Here is a 19,003-nt window from a genome sequence, read left to right as displayed (position 1 = left end):
GAACTCAGTGAATGACTGAGGTGTGCTGCATCAAAATAGGTGTGCGTGGCAAGATCTCGTTTCGCCACAGCTCTTGCGCTGACGTCCATCCATGGAGAATTCCGTTGCCACAGTGTGAATTGAACGCCATTACCTCATCATTTAGCTGATAGACAAGCCTGTCTGGCATCTCAAGGTACTCAGGCAGAGAAAGCAGTACGCCGTGGATCATTTCGCCAGTCAGCCTGGATAACGTCTCTTCTTCGTCGAGATTTACTGTTGGCATTGCAGATAGTGGGATAGAGAAACAGCAGAGATCCATACCCACAGCGTCATAACCAACATCAAAACCATCATCATTAAGCACAAATCGAAAGATAGCCTCAGGTGCCTGACCCAACTCGGGCATCGGTGCTTCAGGCACCTCTGTGCCGGTAAAATATTTTTCGGTCCAGTTGCTAAAGGGACTGGTAAACATCCAACAGAGCAGCGACAACGCAATGTCCGTTTTGAGTACTCGTTTCGTGCCAGACGCTCCAAAAGGATGAAGATTGCTTTTCATGATTTACCTGTAGATTGCTTTATTTACAGCTATTTAAACACATTCCGGATTTTCCCCAATAGGTTGCAAAACGCTAAAATTCGCAGATGCTGGTCCCCTTCTGTTTTAGTCGATGCTCAAGATAGATGCTGGCCAGATCGAGAGGATGATTTTCTTCGAGGCATGCCCGAACGAGATCTTCAGTTGATACAGATTCCAGTCCCCGGGTTTCAAGAATTTCTTTCGCCGTCGTCAGCGCCCGGGAGGCACTTCGACTTAACTGAATTTTCACCTGAGAACTGCTTTCACACAGGGTGTCAGCTGGTACGGTCTGTGAATCGGTATTGTACATAGGGGTATCACTCCATATCAGGGATCGAATGAAAATTGACTGCAAGAGACGTCTCTGGTTCACCGTTTTCCACAGTGCTTAGCCAGGTTCGGGCAGGAAGTTGTTGCTCACAGAGAAGCAGGTAACCTTCGCCCATAAGATGCTTTTGTCCCAATGCATGCAGTAGATCCCCTGAATATGGACCCAGAGCAGTTTGGGTATAAAACAACGCGCCTGCGGGTATTTTTTTAGACAACATGCTCATTAATACGATCTTCTCGTCCTCATTTTCGGGTAAAACGAGGATTATCCTGAACCCCTTGTTAACGTGTGATTGCAGACCTGCAACCAGCGACCGAAACCTGAGCGCATAAATGACCATCCTGAATCGGGTCATTAACAGTGTTGTAGCAGCAAAAATAACGACGACTGAGCCGAATTTTGACCGGTAAAACCACCAGTTCAGGCCACCGGCCACAATCAAAACAACCAGAAGCACAATGCTTCCGTAAAAAAATGCAGCCGGGAAACGGGTTCTTTTTCCTTCGAGGAGCGCCGACGCCATTATTACGCCCGTGATGCAGTACACAACCCAGTCATAGAACGATTCAGTCATCATTAGGTGCTTGTGTCTCGTATTGTTATAAAATCGGACGCCTGCCTTTATAAAGCCCTCAGCAATCGTGTCCCATACAGCCATAGACTTCGCTAAAATTGTCGCAACTGTCTGTTGTCACAAAGAGTTCCCCACGGCCTAAACGACGCTGTAGATCGGCCTTTACTTCAGCTGCCGGTTTGAGAAAAAGATACTCCAGCTGTGAGTCACTTCCCGAAGAAAGCAGCAACTCAATACTGAAATCAACATGCCGATAAGAGAACTGGCTTTGGTCGTGGGAAAAGACCGAGTTCACAGGGATATTGCTCAGACTTATGGTGGCAGGCATAGTCACTCCTTTGTTTTAAACAGTATACAAATCTCTATCGTTCCATTTTTCGGATAAGAGACCTATTTTCGCGAAACTAAAACAAAGTAAGTAAATTTTATTTATGCAGTCTCCAGCATGTAGACTGATTGCGGCCGGAAACGGAAACACGTGTCAAAAAATTGAAACTAACCGGAGCAGGAAAGGAAGCAGCAGAAAGAGTGTCATTTTGGATTGGAGTTGATGCGGAAGGTAACGGATGGTTTATGAAGAGCTGTGACCGGAGAGCAATGCAGTTAATCATATCGGTCAATGAGTACGTTGAAATATAGCGGATTAAAGAACAGATTTGAGGAATAAAAAAAGGCACGGATAACCGTGCCTTCTTGGGAGTATAAAAAACTGAAGATATAAAACTATCTTCAGCACTCATGCCGCAACGGAGACTTTAACCTCTGTAGCGGGGATGAGTTTACGTAATGTGGAGAATACTTCATAAATTAGATCCTGACGGTCATGGATTTTAACCCGGCCACCAGTCAATTCAGATACATTCACCCCTTGGTAAAGTTCATTAACGACTTCACCATCTTGATCAAGGACTCGAACATGAGCAACCATATGAAAGTAAGATTTTGCAGCATAACTTTCATAAATATCAATAATCGATTCATTATTACGACGTAAAACTACTTTGCCGGACGGCAGCGTTGTTTCATCCATATAACAATCGGTTAATTGATCGTCGAAATCGTCCTCTTGAAGTGAAATATGCAGACTCAGTTCGTCGGTAATTCGACGTGAATATGAATACTCACTAAATGTATAAGCGGCCATGCTTATATCACTGAAAGTGCGATAAGCATCATGAAGACCGGATGTTATTTCATCTGATACATAGTTGATAAGCCCAATAAAATGCGTATTCCAGAATTGTTCCAGTGCAAAACGGGCGATTAAAACCTGTCCATCAACTTCCATCAGTTTTTTGTATTCTTCACGATCATAGCCACCAGGTTGTGTGCTATCCGCAGAAAGACTTAGGATATCACAACAGACATCATCGTATTCAAAGCGGCTAGTCGCGTAGTGTTTACCAGAGATATCCAGATACTGACCGGAAACTTGGTCGAAGACCTCAAGGAAGTAAACCAGGCGCTTCTTGAGGGTATTAGCATCCAGTCCATCCAGTTGAGTAGCATTAAGCGTTTCCGCATAATGGTCCACAGACTGTCTTAATTCACTGGCTGATATACTGCAAGAAAAAGAAACCTCGTCGCCCTGGCAGTGAGAGACATTGATATGAATCTCTGTCTCATCAAAATCAATGCCAATGTCTGCCAGTACTGCACGAACGTAGTTTTGATTATCAGTATAATTAGTCATTTTCACTTCCTCAGGAAAATTGAAAGGAAGTGCCCCATAGGGGAGCAACTTCCCCAGTGGGTGGATAAAAATATGTTTTTCTAAATCATTCTATCCTGCCAGTTAAACAGGAAAGTGAACGCAATCATTTAGTCGAACAAAGTTACTTTTTACGATGAGGTGAGAATGAGGACCGGTTAAACACCGTCCCGAAACTCTTCAATCGCTTCATGGATCAACGCTGCTCTGTCACAGATTTGTACTCGGCCACAAGGTCCCACAGAAGAGAAGGTTCCGTGCGAGGATTCACACTTAACACTCCCATCACTGCCAGTGAAACGAACGTTCATCATAACCGGCACATCGTGTCCGGAACTTACGCAGGTATAAAGACGAATGAGTTTTTCATCATCGCAATACGCCCCCGTCGTGCCTTCAGACTCATTGAAACCAATGTAAAGATCAGGCATGCAAGCCGGGTATTCATCAGTGTTCAGCTCAAGATGCAACATCAGTTCATGATTTACACGACGGTGATATTGATATTGACCTAAACTATGAAATGAATTTTTAACAGACTTGATAACCTGAAGAGAATTAAATAGACACTCTGTTATTTTTTTCTCAAACTCATAGATAAAGTCGCCAAAATCAGAATGGAAAAATTGCTTCAGTGCATACCGGGCAATAAGAACTTTCCCGTCAACACTCATTCTATTCTGATAAATTTCCTTTCTGAGACCTTTCTGAAATTCATCATATTCAGGCAACGATTCTGAGGCCGCCAATATTGATGTTGCTATATCGAAAAATTTCATAGTGCTATGCGCATTATGATAACCACGAATTGTTATTTTCTGAAACCCAGACTTTTCATATACTTTAAAAAGGTATTTGATTTTATTCCGGAGAACTTCGGTTTCAGAATACGGCGCTTTATGTTTTATCAACTCTTCGATATATGAATCAAGATAGAATAACAAATCATCAGTCGCCACTTCTGCTTTGAATGAGAGTTGTTCAAAGAAATTAGACTTATCAAACAGTTTAATATCCTGTTGAATTACTGTCAGACCAAGTTGTTTTTTAAGCATGGCGCTAACAAAATTTATATCATCGTTTTCATTAAACATATCTACTTCCTCTTGAAAGAATAAAGGAAGCATCCCCTAAAGGGATTGAGCTTCCCTTAGGGTTATTTATTAATTACATGTAAAGCAGATCATCCGAATGCTCTGGAGCATACGAATTGATTTGCTTAAGCGAGTTATTTATAGCCTTTCTGTACAGCGATGAAGAATGCGATTGAACCATTTTGTACTCAGTGACGAGAAGAGGTGAAGTAAAGCAACCTAGATTCGCGTCGAGAGTTAAAGGGCCATCGTTGCAAGATTCAATAACAGCGTAAATGCGCCGCTTCATCACCCTACCCGACAGGTAACGATTAACATGGTTCAGGAACTTGTCAGCCCCAGAAATACTACTCACATCCCAGTTGGCAGAAATTATCTGGTCTGCAACTGAAACGGGTACCGGTTCAACTACTATCTGAGTATTGATTTGATGGTCAACACTGAAGAACCTGGTTAACACTTGTGGAACTGAACTTTCCGCAACCTTTTCTGTAACTGCGAAAATAAGCGGAAGAACCTGAGATAAGCGTGACCGTAACTGGCCATGAAGATGGCTGATGAAATTGTGACCGTTTTCAACCATACCAAGGATTAAATCCTTGTCTGCATTGCTGGAACGATAATAGACATAGTCCAGTTTTTCACGGTTCACACCTTCATTCAGCCAGTCTGGCTCAACATCAACAAGACGCAGGTGAGCTGCTGACACTGAAACCTCAAACTGCAAGGTTTCAAGAGTGACCGGCCCAGCCTTCAACAACGCAGCTCCTGAGCAATATTGTGCAACAGGATGGTTATCCACGTCAGGGCCCCATAAAGGCTCCCAGTCGCGCAGATAACGCATTAAATGCGGTTTTAAAGTCCGGACTGGAATATCAACCTTCACAACAAGACTCTGAATGACTCCGGTTTCCAGATTGACACTTTGGATCGCAGCACCTTCAAAACCCATCTTCACCAGCATCGCTTCAATTAATTTATAAATAGCTTTCATTTTATTGCCCTCGGTTAAGAGGGAATTCTCCCCAAGGGAAGAGTTCCCTCAGGGATTAGATAAGTTGAAAATAAGTTTTAATACCCGTAACGAATAGCGTGTTGTCTTTCTTGAAGGTAGGCTTCGTATTCATCTTTTCCGGATGCGAAGCACTCTTTAACAAAGACACCGCAAAACATTTTAAGATCATCTCTGGCATGCATTTCTTTATCTGACATGACTTTAGCATAATCAGACGTGTCGATATCCGCTAAGCGCCAACCGTACTTCATGTAAACACGATTACTGTGGGCAAAGCCTTTAAGATAGCGGCGTGCATTTTTGATGATCTGACGACTACCAGACATGTCGGATGACAAAAAGTCAGGTGCGATCATCGTTTCCAGAATATCAACTGGCAACCCCTTACAAAATATTTGAACATTATAACTATTGTAACAGTCATGATATTTAAAGTCCTTTATAAGACGGTCAGGTTGGTCAGTTGTTATCTTATTTAAAACATCAAGTGCTAAACGAATACCTTCCTTCATAGTTTCATGTAATTCTACATTCACAAATGAAAAGAAGGGACTCAGTCCTTCTTTGTACGTGAGATAGTCTTCACCAAAACGTCCATGTCGAGTTAAATGCAGCAATCGTTGCTTGTTATATTCACTATCAGTCACGTCGTAACTACCACCGCGCTGTAGAGTGAATCCTTCCTTGACAGTAACCGGGAATCTAATATGGTCAATAAAGAAAGACCGATTCTGCTTATTTTTCACTACATCTAACTGACGTTTAACACAATCCGTAATGTTCTGGTCTTCGAACCCAGGGAACGGGATATCTAAAAATATTGAACTGTATGCGTTAGCATACGAATGAAGAAAATCAAATGAAACATCGGCGTCACAGCGTATACCAGTAAATTTACCGTCACAACCAGTTAAGCAGATAACATTGCTGACCTTCACAGCGTGATTGCGTGACATCAGAAATGCATTAATGATTTTCTCGATAATTTTCATGTAATCCTCTCGTTATAAAAAGGGATTACGCCCATCAGGGGAGTAATCCCCAGATGGGTAGTGTTAATCAGAAATCAGAAAGACCTAAATCTTTATTTCGCCCTGATATCGTGGAAGATATAAGACGATTTACTCGTTTCTGTATACTGTATTCAGACGTCTCACTTATAAAAAGTGGTAATGACTTACCAAGAGACTGTCCATTTCGATAATAGTGACAGACTATATAACCATGTCTCCACCCTGTACTGATATAAGACTTAACACATTTGATAAAACCCGAAGCTGCCGCTTCTGTTCGTAAAGAGGTAAATGATTTCAGATACCGGTCCATTGAACATAGTGCAATAGCTTTAAGAGTTACCTCCAGCATTTCATTCCCGTACTTCACTCTCTTAATTAACTGATCTTCATTACGGTGCAAGAATGCATTCCGCAGTCCGGCAATCAGTATTAAAACTTCTCTGAGTAAAGTACAGAGTCTATTACGCACATATCTCATGAAGTCATCAAAATATAAAAGCCAGAAACAAGCAGCCTGGCTAATCAAGAGATCATGGGAACAAGCTAGCATCTTAGCCAGCTCGATATCTTCGGAACGAAGAGAAAAGTTACTTTCCTCAAACCGTTGTTGCTTTGAATTACACGTATAGAGTTCTATCCATACAGAGATAAATTCAAGCGATTCCATGTCTTCGCAGAGCAATTCAGCACTGCTGATACACTGCTGAAGTTCAAGGCCGATATCATACGATACCGGACAATCTTTCAGAGTCTCGACATAGTCAGGGACGAACCGCGATAAATGCGTTGTTTTCAGGTACAGGCTGAGATGCACTTGTGTCAAAGGATTTACAAGAGACTGTACAGGCATCTCAGTAATGGAAACCGGTACAACACCATCCTTTATCAGAACTGCATTGACAAGATCTGTAGCTAATTTCATAAGGCCTCCAGGTTAAATGCTGAGGGCCCCCCCGATGGGATTGGCCATCAGGGATGTAGTTAAAATATGTGATATGTTTATGCGCAAAGAGCTATGACATTGTCGATATAACTGACAAGAGATGGTCGCTCATCCTTTACTGCAAAATGACGAAGTCCATCCAGATTATATGCCGGTAGAAAATCGGCATAACCACGGGTACGAAGATCATCAACCACAAGTTTTAAATAATCAAATCTTCCAAGAGAACCTCTCAATGGGGGCCTTCCCGGTTTGGACAAAACTTCTAAAGCTTGTTGCCACGTGATATCTTCCGCTTTTCCTGTAGCAAGATTAAAATGCACATAAATGAATGCTTTATAATCTCCACGACAGGTAAGATAGTAATTCGGAAAAAAATATTTATCACAGCGTAACAAACATGTACCTGAAGGGCGAATTACATACAACAGGTTTTTGTCCTTATCTATTATGCTGTGTTTTAAAATCGTAAGGTCAACTTCACTATCATGAAGATAATAGCATGATGATGGTTGCTCAACGATACGAGATGAAATCACAGCAGCAAACTTATTAAATAAGTCTTGATTTTCAGTTTTCATAACAATGCTCTCTTATATTAAACGATGAGCATCACCCTAACGGTAATACTCCCGTCAGGGGTTTTGAGTTATATGGATATACCACGTCATACAACCGACCGTAGCCAGATGTACCGCACATTTATTTAACTGAGCAAGCATCTCAGCCGTAAAAAAAACCTGAATAACAGGTGATTTTCACGAAGGAAATCTAATTATCTGTTTAGTATTTATGAAATTAAACACTAAAGAGATAACCCCCCCCGACCTAAAAAGGCGGGGGAGTTATCGGGTTTAAAGCTGAGCAAGACATTCAGGAGCCCATTTTACTGGGAAGCCATCAGGTCCTGTTAATTTCAATACTTCGTTCCAGTCGATTCCTTTCGTCCCTTCAGGAATATCGAAATCTGGTTCAAAGACTTTAATTGTCAGCTCTGAAGTGGGATATCGCTTTGCAAAAAACTCTTCCATTCGGGCCTGAAGTCGTATTGCTGACTCCATACCCGGGCAAGCGCCTCTTGAATTCACAACATCCTTATCCGCCCAGACGTAAAACTGTATTTCTTTCACATCCGGAGGAGGCAGTAGACTATCCGGCACTTCAACGTTTTCAAGACACCAGGCAGAGCTCGCAGCCCAACACGGTGTTGAAGTCGCTTCAGTTACTGACAGCGCGTTTTCTATGCCTTCAGCCACACCTAACGTCCAGGTACGGGTACCTGAGTTGTAGTGTGGGTCGTACAGCTGAATTGAGCCGCCGGTCATATCGGCAGGCGGTTTCATCATCAGTTTCGGATTCTCTACCCGAGCCTTATCACCATTTTTCTCTACGAACGTTCTATGGATTGTCAGAGGACGTCCCCGTGTATCACGATAAATTGCGATCATTCCCGGGTAAGTTGACGGTTTCTCTAGTGACTTATCCATATAGTAAAGTCGGTTGTTCAGACCAAGATCCTTAGGCAGATTACTCAGAATTCGTTTAAGACCACGATTTCGGAGATACATGCCCACAGGACTCCCTGGCTTGATTTCACCTGTATAGTGATATAACACTTCAAGTTTACGCAGCCGTTTTTCAACTTCATCGCTATCAAGCGTTTCGGTTGCACGAACTGTTGATTTATAACGCCGTTCACTTTCGAGATCCGCATCAGTTAACGGAGCGTACAGATCCATACCAAAGAAATCAGTCAAGATCTTCTTACAAGTCTGGGTTTTGCTCAACTTGTAATACTCTGCCAGCACATCAATACCGTCACAAAATGCATTCACAGGGAAATCATTGTGAATAGCACAACCGGTATAGAGGTCTTTTTTTCGGAAACGGAACTTTGATTTCCCGTCCCCGGTGAAGGGGCAAGGAACCTGGCTAGGTGCTTTATCACAAGCATCTTTAAATGCCGGTATTCTATCGAATACATAGCGCCAGCCAGAGGCTTCCGCAACACGAGCGTGAACCATTTTAATAAAGTGCTCAGATACTTCATGTGGTGTACGCTTAACAGCCGGTGATGCATAAGTCATTTTGTTCTCTCTTATCTGGCATTGTGGGTTTCTCAATGCCCTCTGCGATGCAGAAAACAGGGAGAAACCCACAACGCAGAATCTAAGAATAAGGGCCATAATGGCCCTTAACAATTACGCTTCAGACTTGAAGCCATTATTTTCAAGACGCTGGATAAAACCATCAACCATTGATGTTGCCATTTTTACATTACCCTCCGGTATAGATACATCCCGGAGAATTACTTCTTTTGGCAATTCACTTTTGACAACTTCACCCATGCGACCAAAAATACGGACACGATGCATCATCCCGACTTTTTCATACTCGACACGGTAAGTCTTTATCTGAGTCATATATTGCTCCTTAATCCTTCAGGGAGCAAAACGACCCAACCGGGCGTCATTTTGCCCCGATTGGGTAGAGTTAATTAGATAGAATTTGATGTACTAATTTACTGACCACATTCGGCAGTAAAGAAATATCATCAACATTTACGAAGGTGCCCTCATCAAAACCAATTAACTCATCAGTTTTAATGCCTACACCAGCGATTTCAATACCGTTACTTTCAGCTACCGTAAGAACATCACTAATGGTGTAATCAGACTCTGTCGGATAACCATCAGTAATAAGGAAAACAATTTTCCTGTCAAACTGGCTTTCAAGTAACAATTCTACAGCAGCCATTAAGGCGGAACCCGTTGGGGTATTATTCCCTTTACAGCCGAGTGAAAATTTTGAAAGCGTCTCTTCCGCGTTTTCATCAAACGTTTTGATAACTTCAAAGTCTTTGTCGACAAACGGATAAATCACATTAGCAACGTGCATTTTTGAATTAGCTTCAATCGCCAAAGTTAATGCAAGGTCAGTCTTAATTGCGTGGATATAACGGTGATCCAGAATCATAGAACCTGAAATATCACGAACAATAACCAAGCCGACGTGGCCCCGGTTTTTAGATTCGCTTTGCGACCGGAATACATCCCTCACACCCATCGGAGACTGGATCAATCGATTAATGTCGAATGACAAGCCTCTATCACGGGTTTTAAATTGACCACGCATTTTTACCTGCTGTAAAACAGATAAGTCTGCCCCAAGAGTCTGACTGATATTTAATGCTTCATTGTAGACATTCAGATCAATAAGCAAATCTGGAAGATCCCACTCATTTGCACCAAATTCAGCTTTAACCTCATCCGACACACTGGCAGCAATTACGGAGATTTCATTTGCAAGAGCCTCATGAAAATCTTCACTTTCCTCATCGCTGTTAAGAAAATCATCCAGCAATTTGGCAAGGATACTCCACTGCTCAGGAGAAAAGTTACTTTCCCCATCGGAAGGATTTCCATTGGAACTGTCGATTTGGGAAGGAGTTCCGTCAGCATCATACGAGTCAGGGTTAGCCGATTCATCGGTTTCGGGCTCTCCATCAGGTTCACCGTTACCGCTCTCAGCACTTTCTTCATCCCCTTTAGATTGCTCTGACGGCTCATTATCTTCCATAGGTGCTTTACCATTACCAGCATCATCGTCTTGCTCTTCGGAATCTCCATCCCCTTCACCCTGGTTGTCACCATTGGTTTCGGAATCAGGTTCATTCTCAGAGCCAGATGAATTGTCTGTGTCGTTTTGCGGGTCTTTATTCTGATCCTCTTCTTGCTGTTTCTCTTTGGCTTCATCCCGTAAACGCTCTAAAAGAGCCAAGGTTTTACGCGCCAGAGAATCGCAATTTTGCGTACTTTTGCAACTTAGAGCCTGATGAATAATCTCATCAACTTCTAAAATTACAGGCTCAAGGATTTTCTTTGCATAATCGAAAAATGGATCAAGCGTTTCTTTATGCCCTTCTTGCTGGAGAACGTTAACCCGCAATGTATTAAGCAGGAACATTTCAATAAACTGAACAGGGTTTTGAGGGCTTGAAGAAACATCAACCGTCATTCGCCCAGCTTCAACCATCAAGGCATAACTTACCGCGAGGCGCTTTTTTGCCTCCTGATAGTCAATACCCGTTTTCTCTTCCATCTGGACATCATCAAAGAGATTAATAAGTCCATGTAGACGGTAAGCCCGGGCATATGCGATTTTCTTTTGTTTAAGGGTTTGAAATTCAGCGTTCAGCTTATCATCTATACTGATGAAGCCATCTGCATTAATCAGTTCCCCAACAAAAGCTTCACGGTATACTTCATGTTCTGTATAGCGACCGTGTCCAGCTTCATGACATATAAACCCTTCAATTAGCTTGACGAATTTCTCATCGCTATAATCACCATTAGGTAATACACAAACGTTCTTTTCGCTGTTGAAATAAGGTGTATGTACCTTATTGTCTATTACAACATTAAGACCACTTATACCGCTTATCACGCTGGCTATATTCGTCAGGCGTTGAATATGGCGGGGTGAAGATTTCAAATCAAATTTCATTTGAGTACCTTTAATTAATAAAGGGTACTCACCCAGATGGTGAAGTACCCATCTGGGGTTATTTTTACAAGACTAAATCACCAGCCGTTCAGTTCGAGTTCGCTGTTAAAAGCACTATTACTACCACTGGCCTGAAGGGAAACATCTTCTTCAGGGACAACAGCAGACAAAGGTGCAGTTACTGCGTTTTTCTCAACTTCTTCAAGCGGATCTTCTCTGAACACATTTGCTGAAGAAAAAACATCATCCTCAAAAGCATTCTGAGAGTTAGCCGTATTATCCTGTGAATCAATATTGAATGACCGGGTAATGGAATCCAGCCAATCTGTTACTTTCTGCTCACCAGAAATAATACGTTTCAGCATTGACGCATCACTCATGAAATAGAACCATTGCTTTAACACCGCAACATCACGGGGAGAAGAAATGGCGCCTTTGGGTAAATTATTCATGACGTGCTTGATAGCTTCTGCAAGAACAACCGCCTCTTTATGAATGAACATAAAGCTAATGATTTTATCTTGCATCTGTTTTAATCGGTCAATCGTGCTGGAACGCAAATTATCATTTTTACTGATTTTTGCATAAACCTTCATAGCTTCATCGGCCAAATCGATTATCAGTTGTTCCTGATAAAAGTCCTGTGTTTCATCCCCCTCCACACTAATCGGTGAAAACGGAATGAAATGCGCCAGATTAAACCGGAATGATTTAATAAAATCATCTTTCGTTAATTTCAACTGGTCGATTAAATCTGACATCAACGGACTGCGATCTTTCTCAGCCTGAATATGAGTGTCATAGTTATCAACCACATTCTGGATACCGGCTTGAAATTCACGTTCAATTTCTTGTGCCTCTTCCAGAAACTCCTCCATTCTTTCGACAGGCAAAATCCACATATTGCTATAGCGGATACACAACCGTGAACAGAGTGTTGAAATTCGACTAGTGATAGTGCTTTTGAAACTCAGTGCCTTTATGTCTATCCAGCGAACTTCACTTTTAGACACGCTCTTCTGGTCCGTTATATCATCGCCGCCATAGGACAGTTCGATTTTATCGGTACGCCGAGAGCCCTGACAACCACTGATTTCGATTTTTGTTATAACAGCACCTTCCAACAAATCAGGATGTGCTTTTACAAAGTTATCACAGATTTGCTTAGCGGAAACTTTATTAAGTTTAGAAGTATTGAAAGTCATAGGTTTTCTCCAGATTAAAAAAATGGGAAAACCTCCCTGTCGGGAAAGATTTCCCGATAGGGTTAAGATTATTACTTCTCAAGTGTTGTTAAAAGAATTCCAGGAAATTCACTCTCGACAGACGTCGATTGAATACTTCCTTGATACATGAATCCTTTTGATTCAAGGCCCTTAATCATGGCTTCCATATCTTTGTCACAATCTTGATAACAAATAAATGAATAGTCATTATTGTGCTGCTTAAGACCTATATATTGATTTCCTTCCTGTGCAATCGCGAAAGTTTCATCCCCGTCTGCACTCAAAAAACCGTAAAACGAAAGATGAGCAAAGTCTGTCACAAGGCATTCAGCCTTCTGATAACTCGTCCCATCTATAACTACTTTTTTGCAGTGTAATACTCCATTGTACGGTTCTTATCGTCACCGAGTTTTAAATCGATGGCTTCCAGCACCATACCACTGGCATGTGCAGGCAGAGCCGACGCAAAAGCAATTTTAAACGTATCCAGTAAGGACATGGTCTTTAACGTCATCGACGTTCCAACCCATGCCACAAGCTGACGAATATCCATTACACTGTCTTCAGTTCCTATGTTGTTTACTGCAACGGCTACCGAAACGAATTTTTCAATTACCAGCATAGGCAGGCTATTGTAGCGTTTAAGCAAAACGTTGGTTAATGCAACCTCTGAAGGCCTTTCCATCTCCACAATCAGGAAGCGTTTAATAAACGCTGCATCCTGCCGCTGTGATGAAACGAACTTACGAGATCCCCCACTCATGTTTGTGTTTGCTGTACCCATAAACCGCGTAAACTTATTGGCATTAACCACTTCGCCACCGTTGGCGGCTAGTGACCAGGGCTTACGCTCTATAGGCATATGCAGCTTCGCGGCGGTATCAGGGTCAATCTTGTCCACTTCATCCAGAAGAATGAGGTGGCCTTCCTGAAACGCCGTTACAAGCTCGCTGGGCACAAAACTGGTGTTTCCGTTAATGAGACTACGCTCACCTTCAAGTTCATCAGCACGAATATTACTGTTGATTTGCTTTATGGTTAGCGGCCAATTCAGCATATGGCTAATGTACATTGCCATTTCAGTCTTACCAGAACCAGACTCCCCTTTCAGGCATACACTTAAATCTATATCGTTACTTACGAGCAATTGTACTACTTGCTCAAGTATACGAGCATTCGGTATATAATCCTTATTCAGGTTTGCACGATGTGGAGATAAACGTTTAAATACTGGAACTATCATATCCTCGGACATTTCAGGAATACCAAACAAATCTTTGGCCTTAACCAGGTAATATTGTTCCTTATTCGCATATGCTTTTGTAGATATAACATTTGCGGGTAACAGATTACCAATATTTTCTTCCAGTAATGAATTTTCGGTTTCTAATATAGTTGCGGCGTTAGTCATTTTTAAAACTCCGGTAAAATGCAAACACCGCCCGCTGGCAGATGTTTGCCAGTGGCATATTAGTTGAAGGTCATCTTACACGCTGTAACCATCTGTTTTCTGATAGCATCAACGTTGTAACCAAGATGAGTCCCTACAATTTCGAATACTTCAGATTCAATCCATTCGAACTGGCGCTCAAATGTAGGGTTTACGATAACCCAACCTGATGTATCCCTTAATGTTAACTTGTTATTTACGACAAGTTTTTCAAACAAATTAATTGTTGATTTAAATGCTTTAGAATAGACATCCATTATATCCCGATCAGTCCATTTTACTGCCAGTTTATTTTCTGCCAATAAATAGTCACGGTCGAAAAAGATATCCCATCCCATATCTTCCTTACAATCATGCAAAATAATCTCTTTATCCTGATGATATTGAGATAATTTAACATTTTCACTTTCAAAACTGTGCGTGTATTCATACAAGCTTTTTTTAAGCTCTGACCTAAACTCAATAGCATCTATACCATGAGTGGCACATGTAAGCTCAAATGACTGCGACATATACCAACGTGTTTCTGCTTCAAGAAGCGGATTCACTTTGATATTTCCGAATTCATCAGTTGTATAGAGTGATTTTGTAAAGACAAGATATTTAACGTTTTCCAACGACTCTTCCATTGCGACGACGTATAACTGATATACATCTTCAGGAGCCCAGTCGATAACCAGACCACCTAATTCTGCATTGTATTCTTCTAAAGTGAAGAGATAATCAGTTTCAGAAGCAAAACTAATTCCATGCAGAATTTGATTGTTGAGTAATTTGGAACAATGACCTAGCAATGCAACATCATCCGACACATGAGGCACCAGTTCCGGGCCAGAATGTTTTTCTTCTGATTGCATGCTTTGCTTTTGGGCTATTGCATTATTTATATATTCAAGCGGAGACTCAACTATGGGTATTATTTCATTTTCCTCTTCTTCAAAATCGAATATAGAGAAAAAATCCATTTGTTTACCAATAAATGATGTCGAGCTAATTTTTTGTTTCATGGGGCCTCCAAAGGGAGATCTCCCATGAAGGGATTTCTCCCCTTTAGGGTGGTTTAAATGTCAGATCTGTCTAAAGCTACTTTGCCCAAAACCCTTGGGGGGTTTAGGTATGTGAGCTAACTTACTTGTTGCAACGACTCTCATGTAGTCAAGAGGGTGCTCTCTCCCTTCCAACGTGACAATATCCACAACAAGATAACCGGAGACCATTAACTCATCACCTTGATTTATACCAGTGAAACAGCCTGAATACATTTCTGGTGACACTTTGATTTGAATAGAAAATTCTCTCTCAGCGATTTCACCATTAATTTCAGTCTTCATTCTGTTTTTGAGCTTTATTAATAACCCAACGTTACCGTCAGTCATTTCTTTCTCCATTGCACTGATAACTATCCCGGACACTTTAACTTCATTAACATATTCAAGATGTGACATTTCTTCTCTCCTCATTTTAATCAAAGAGAAGCCCTGTCAGGGTTCCCCCTTAACAGGATTAAATAAATTTATTTACAATGAACATCAATGACATCATGCCAAGAACAGCAAAACAAAACGTCTGACCAAAAGGTCTTGGTTCTTTAGCTGTTTTAGCGCTATTGACTTGAGTCAAAAGTTCATCAATTGTTAACTGCCGTTTTTCTGCCTTCATTTTGTCATCTAAATATTGCGCTTCTCGTTTTGTGAGAAATTCAATTTTAGATTTGATAGCATGGTCCCAGCCTTTGGAATCGAAAACGCTCAATTCACTAAAGGTATGTAGCATGAGTTCATCAGGAAAACCTAATTCTTTCATTAAGGGACGGACGGCTGCATACAATGCATCTACAGTTTCATAATGTGCCTTTGTCACTTCATTAAAGCGATTACGCAATGCTAATTTATCGCGCTTCACAATAATTTCAGAAACCCAGGCAATCAACTGATCATTTTTTAACTCTCTGGATTTATCGAGTGAATAATCTAGGTCATCCACATCAAGGAATGTGTTCAACCCATACTTTTCAAACTCTTCATTTAAAAACTTATCCAGTTCAGCTAAAGTTTTAAACATGGGAATTGCAGGTGCTTCTTTGAGTAGCTTATAAGCCTTCTCAAAGTCAATTGGATTGACATGAATTTGCTGCATTTCTACATGATAATAAGTTGAAAAAGCTGAAAGCTTTTGGGCCAGCATAGAAACCGATTTTAAAGAGTTCAGTTCAATTATAGTTGGTCCGTCTTCATTCAAAATAACAATAAGGTCATTATCATGCCCTGAGTAAATAATCAGAGATTCCAATAACTTCTTGTTAACTGCCTTGTCCATATCCGGAATCAGATCGGCGAAGGCCAGAAGAAGGGCTTTACTGCGTGCTTTGCTTTTAGACATTTGGGGTCACCTATATATAGTAAGAAGGAAGGAATAATGGAATATTCCAACACAAAGGCAAAGCCTGTCATTCATCTCCCGTAAGCTATGAACCGCCTGATTTATACTTTCTGGCATTAGAAGTACGCAACGAAAATAGCTCAATCAAGAGCTAAATTAGTTACGATTTGGTAAATTCGGTTTGCCTTTTTACGGGCATAGGAAAGGCACCAGCGACAAAGGTGACATTTTGCCGGTGGTGCCTTGCAGCTTAAGTAAGCTGGCCGCTTTTCACGGCTGAATCCGCGCTTAATGCGCAAAGTAACTTTTGTCAGTTACTTGAAATGTGGGAGCGATAATACAAAGCTCAATATTCTTATACAACATAGAGTCATTATTGTAAATACTGATTGGAAAATTCTTCTGTTAAATTTGATTCTATTCTCATATTCGCTGCCTCTTTCAATTTTTCTTCGGCGCATTCGCTTAAAAAGAAGGACGGATCACCGTACCACATTACATGCAGCTGTTGTTCTGCTCGTGTAAATCCTACAAATAGAAGTCTTCTCTCTTCTTCAATCGCTTCCTGCCCCACTGATCTCTTGCTTGGGATCTGGTCAGCATTGCAACTCATAATAATGACTTTTTTCCATTCTAGCCCCTTCGAACCATGCAATGTCGATAAAACTACTTTATCCGGCGTATATTCCTCATCCTTCTTTTTAGGCCCCAAACACATCGCCGCAGCTCGATTTATCATGTTTTGCCAGCCATTTTTCTCAGCCCATTGCTTACAGGTATCTAACGCAATTCGTGTCAGTGAAGGTGAACCTTTCTGAGTCCTCATTTTTATTGATGACAATTCCATCCATTTAATCAGATTTGCGAAGCGCTTTTCGATTTCAACTTTATCCCGAGTCTCCTGTGTAAACCGGGTGAAGTTTGAGTGAAGTGTTCTTGTTTCCAGGGAACTTGCATCTGGGATGCTCAGTTCACCAAAAGTTACTTTTCTCCCTTTCATGCTAAATGCTGTTTGATCCAAAACTTCTTCATTTTCACCGAAAAGCGCCAGCACCCTCTTCATTAATCGAACATCGTTGGACTGCCGAAAGAAAGCCATCAGATGCAGTACGTCGCTCGTCTCTTTCTCATCCCAAAAGGACTTGCCTCCATAACGAAGAACCGGCTGCTCTATGAGGCTTTCAAGCTGATCAAGATGTGCATTACCTCTGCTAAGGATTGCCCAGCCATTTGGGTCTTGGTTAATTAGATTGAGGATGCCTTGAATCTGTTCATCCATATCAACATATGAGCGGAAATTAACTTTTCCACCACCACTTTTAGCTGAACGCAGATCCTTAACGTATCTGTAAACATTTTTTTCAATCAATGCCCCTGCAACCTTAAGAATTTCTGGTTCACACCTGAAACAGGTATTTAGATAAAATATGTTTGGCCTGAATTGTTTTTCAAATTGCTGGAATATTTTTACCCCGCCGGAGGCCCTGAAAGAATAGATTGCCTGATCATCATCCCCTACGATGCTCGTGTTAACACCACCCCTTGTATGTAGTGCGATCCAGGCATACTGAATCGAGTCGGTGTCTTGCACCTCATCTACAACTAAATGCGTCAAATTTAGTGGCTGCATTTTTCCTGAGTGCATCTGGCCCACGACAAAACGTGAGAGTGCATTTAAGTCAGCTACGTGGTCTTTCTGACATATTGCCTGGTATGTGTTGAACAAGTGGATTTGTTGACGCGTATGGCGAACTGAAATGATGTCTGTATCCATTTCCCTTCCAATCGCATCAATAGCAAATTCAGCTTCCGGGTAACGGAAAGGCGCGCCTGACTCCTTTAACGCACGATGAATTACAGAACGCTGTGCCGAGCTAATCAGCATCTTGCCCTTCCAGTTGACCATGTCCAGTTGCATCCGGATAAAGCCGTGGAAAGTATTTACCAGCACCCTATCCTGGTCTTTTTTACTTAACCGACTTTTCAGCTTTTCAGCCAATGAATTTGTTGCAGCGCGAGTAAATGTGACCATTCCAACCTTGGCATATGGGAACTGCCTGAGGATTGAGATCACAGCCTCGATCATCGTAAATGACTTCCCAGACCCTGGTGCTGCAATAACCATATTATTTGCGTTTGCATTTTCAATGATGACCCTTTGCTCATCTGTTGGTTTACCCATAAAAGCCTCTGAAT

Annotated in this window: 20 protein-coding genes; all 20 read right to left on the bottom strand. The window is 41.5% G+C overall.

Going from position 1 to position 19,003, the window contains the following annotated elements; all coding sequences use genetic code 11:
- Nucleotides 1-4: 4 nt before the first annotated feature.
- The 20 genes from HV213_RS30005 to trhI all read right to left on the bottom strand — a co-directional run bounded on the left by HV213_RS30005 (nt 5) and on the right by trhI (nt 18,989).
- Nucleotides 5-541: a hypothetical protein gene (locus HV213_RS30005; RefSeq protein WP_015063145.1), complete on the bottom strand. Its 537-nt coding sequence runs from the start codon at nt 539-541 to the stop codon at nt 5-7.
- 73 nt (nt 542-614) lie between these two features.
- On the bottom strand, nt 615-872 hold the full coding sequence (locus tag HV213_RS30000; protein ID WP_015063144.1) for a hypothetical protein: 258 nt from the start codon (nt 870-872) through the stop codon (nt 615-617).
- 7 nt (nt 873-879) lie between these two features.
- Nucleotides 880-1,416: a hypothetical protein gene (locus HV213_RS29995; protein ID WP_223203164.1), complete on the bottom strand. Its 537-nt coding sequence runs from the start codon at nt 1,414-1,416 to the stop codon at nt 880-882.
- 109 nt (nt 1,417-1,525) lie between these two features.
- Nucleotides 1,526-1,795 (bottom strand): hypothetical protein, encoded by a 270-nt coding sequence (locus HV213_RS29990; protein WP_015063142.1) that lies wholly within the window; start codon nt 1,793-1,795, stop codon nt 1,526-1,528.
- 408 nt (nt 1,796-2,203) lie between these two features.
- Nucleotides 2,204-3,160 (bottom strand): hypothetical protein, encoded by a 957-nt coding sequence (locus HV213_RS29985; protein ID WP_022652178.1) that lies wholly within the window; start codon nt 3,158-3,160, stop codon nt 2,204-2,206.
- A 176-nt stretch (nt 3,161-3,336) separates the two neighbouring features.
- Nucleotides 3,337-4,272, bottom strand: coding sequence for a hypothetical protein (locus HV213_RS29980; protein ID WP_022652177.1), 936 nt, complete (start codon nt 4,270-4,272; stop codon nt 3,337-3,339).
- Nucleotides 4,273-4,345: 73 nt separating this feature from the next.
- Nucleotides 4,346-5,266, bottom strand: coding sequence for a hypothetical protein (locus tag HV213_RS29975; RefSeq protein WP_022652176.1), 921 nt, complete (start codon nt 5,264-5,266; stop codon nt 4,346-4,348).
- 77 nt (nt 5,267-5,343) lie between these two features.
- A complete protein-coding gene (locus HV213_RS29970; RefSeq protein ID WP_015063138.1) occupies nt 5,344-6,279 on the bottom strand; it encodes a hypothetical protein in 936 nt (311 codons plus the stop codon).
- A gap of 67 nt (nt 6,280-6,346) precedes the next feature.
- Nucleotides 6,347-7,225 carry a hypothetical protein gene (locus tag HV213_RS29965; RefSeq protein WP_015063137.1) on the bottom strand — a complete coding sequence of 293 codons (879 nt, stop codon included), beginning with the start codon at nt 7,223-7,225 and terminating at the stop codon, nt 6,347-6,349.
- A 77-nt stretch (nt 7,226-7,302) separates the two neighbouring features.
- Nucleotides 7,303-7,827, bottom strand: coding sequence for a hypothetical protein (locus HV213_RS29960; RefSeq protein WP_022652175.1), 525 nt, complete (start codon nt 7,825-7,827; stop codon nt 7,303-7,305).
- A gap of 273 nt (nt 7,828-8,100) precedes the next feature.
- Nucleotides 8,101-9,333 carry a DUF7146 domain-containing protein gene (locus HV213_RS29955; RefSeq protein WP_032610499.1) on the bottom strand — a complete coding sequence of 411 codons (1,233 nt, stop codon included), beginning with the start codon at nt 9,331-9,333 and terminating at the stop codon, nt 8,101-8,103.
- Between the two features lie 114 nt (nt 9,334-9,447).
- Nucleotides 9,448-9,669: a hypothetical protein gene (locus HV213_RS29950; protein ID WP_015063134.1), complete on the bottom strand. Its 222-nt coding sequence runs from the start codon at nt 9,667-9,669 to the stop codon at nt 9,448-9,450.
- A gap of 70 nt (nt 9,670-9,739) precedes the next feature.
- Nucleotides 9,740-11,752 (bottom strand): vWA domain-containing protein, encoded by a 2,013-nt coding sequence (locus tag HV213_RS29945; protein WP_015063133.1) that lies wholly within the window; start codon nt 11,750-11,752, stop codon nt 9,740-9,742.
- 77 nt (nt 11,753-11,829) lie between these two features.
- Entirely contained in the window at nt 11,830-12,957 is a 1,128-nt protein-coding gene (locus HV213_RS29940; RefSeq protein ID WP_015063132.1) for a DUF3150 domain-containing protein, read from the bottom strand.
- A 71-nt stretch (nt 12,958-13,028) separates the two neighbouring features.
- A complete protein-coding gene (locus HV213_RS29935) occupies nt 13,029-13,298 on the bottom strand; it encodes a hypothetical protein (RefSeq protein WP_032610391.1) in 270 nt (89 codons plus the stop codon).
- Between the two features lie 38 nt (nt 13,299-13,336).
- Nucleotides 13,337-14,389, bottom strand: coding sequence for an ATP-binding protein (locus tag HV213_RS29930; RefSeq protein ID WP_022652173.1), 1,053 nt, complete (start codon nt 14,387-14,389; stop codon nt 13,337-13,339).
- Nucleotides 14,390-14,448: 59 nt separating this feature from the next.
- Complete coding sequence (locus HV213_RS29925) at nt 14,449-15,435, bottom strand: hypothetical protein (RefSeq protein ID WP_022652172.1); 987 nt, start codon at nt 15,433-15,435, stop codon at nt 14,449-14,451.
- Nucleotides 15,436-15,495: 60 nt separating this feature from the next.
- On the bottom strand, nt 15,496-15,873 hold the full coding sequence (locus HV213_RS29920; RefSeq protein WP_022652171.1) for a hypothetical protein: 378 nt from the start codon (nt 15,871-15,873) through the stop codon (nt 15,496-15,498).
- Between the two features lie 58 nt (nt 15,874-15,931).
- On the bottom strand, nt 15,932-16,807 hold the full coding sequence (locus tag HV213_RS29915; RefSeq protein WP_015063128.1) for a hypothetical protein: 876 nt from the start codon (nt 16,805-16,807) through the stop codon (nt 15,932-15,934).
- Nucleotides 16,808-17,180: 373 nt separating this feature from the next.
- On the bottom strand, nt 17,181-18,989 hold the full coding sequence (gene trhI / locus HV213_RS29910) for an IncHI-type conjugal transfer helicase TrhI (protein ID WP_015063127.1): 1,809 nt from the start codon (nt 18,987-18,989) through the stop codon (nt 17,181-17,183).
- Nucleotides 18,990-19,003 lie beyond the last annotated feature (14 nt).

The organism is Klebsiella sp. RHBSTW-00484 (assembly GCF_013705725.1).
GTDB lineage: Bacteria > Pseudomonadota > Gammaproteobacteria > Enterobacterales > Enterobacteriaceae > Klebsiella.
The sequence above is the reverse complement of the archived record's forward strand: the minus strand, read 5'-3'. Positions and strand labels throughout refer to the sequence as shown.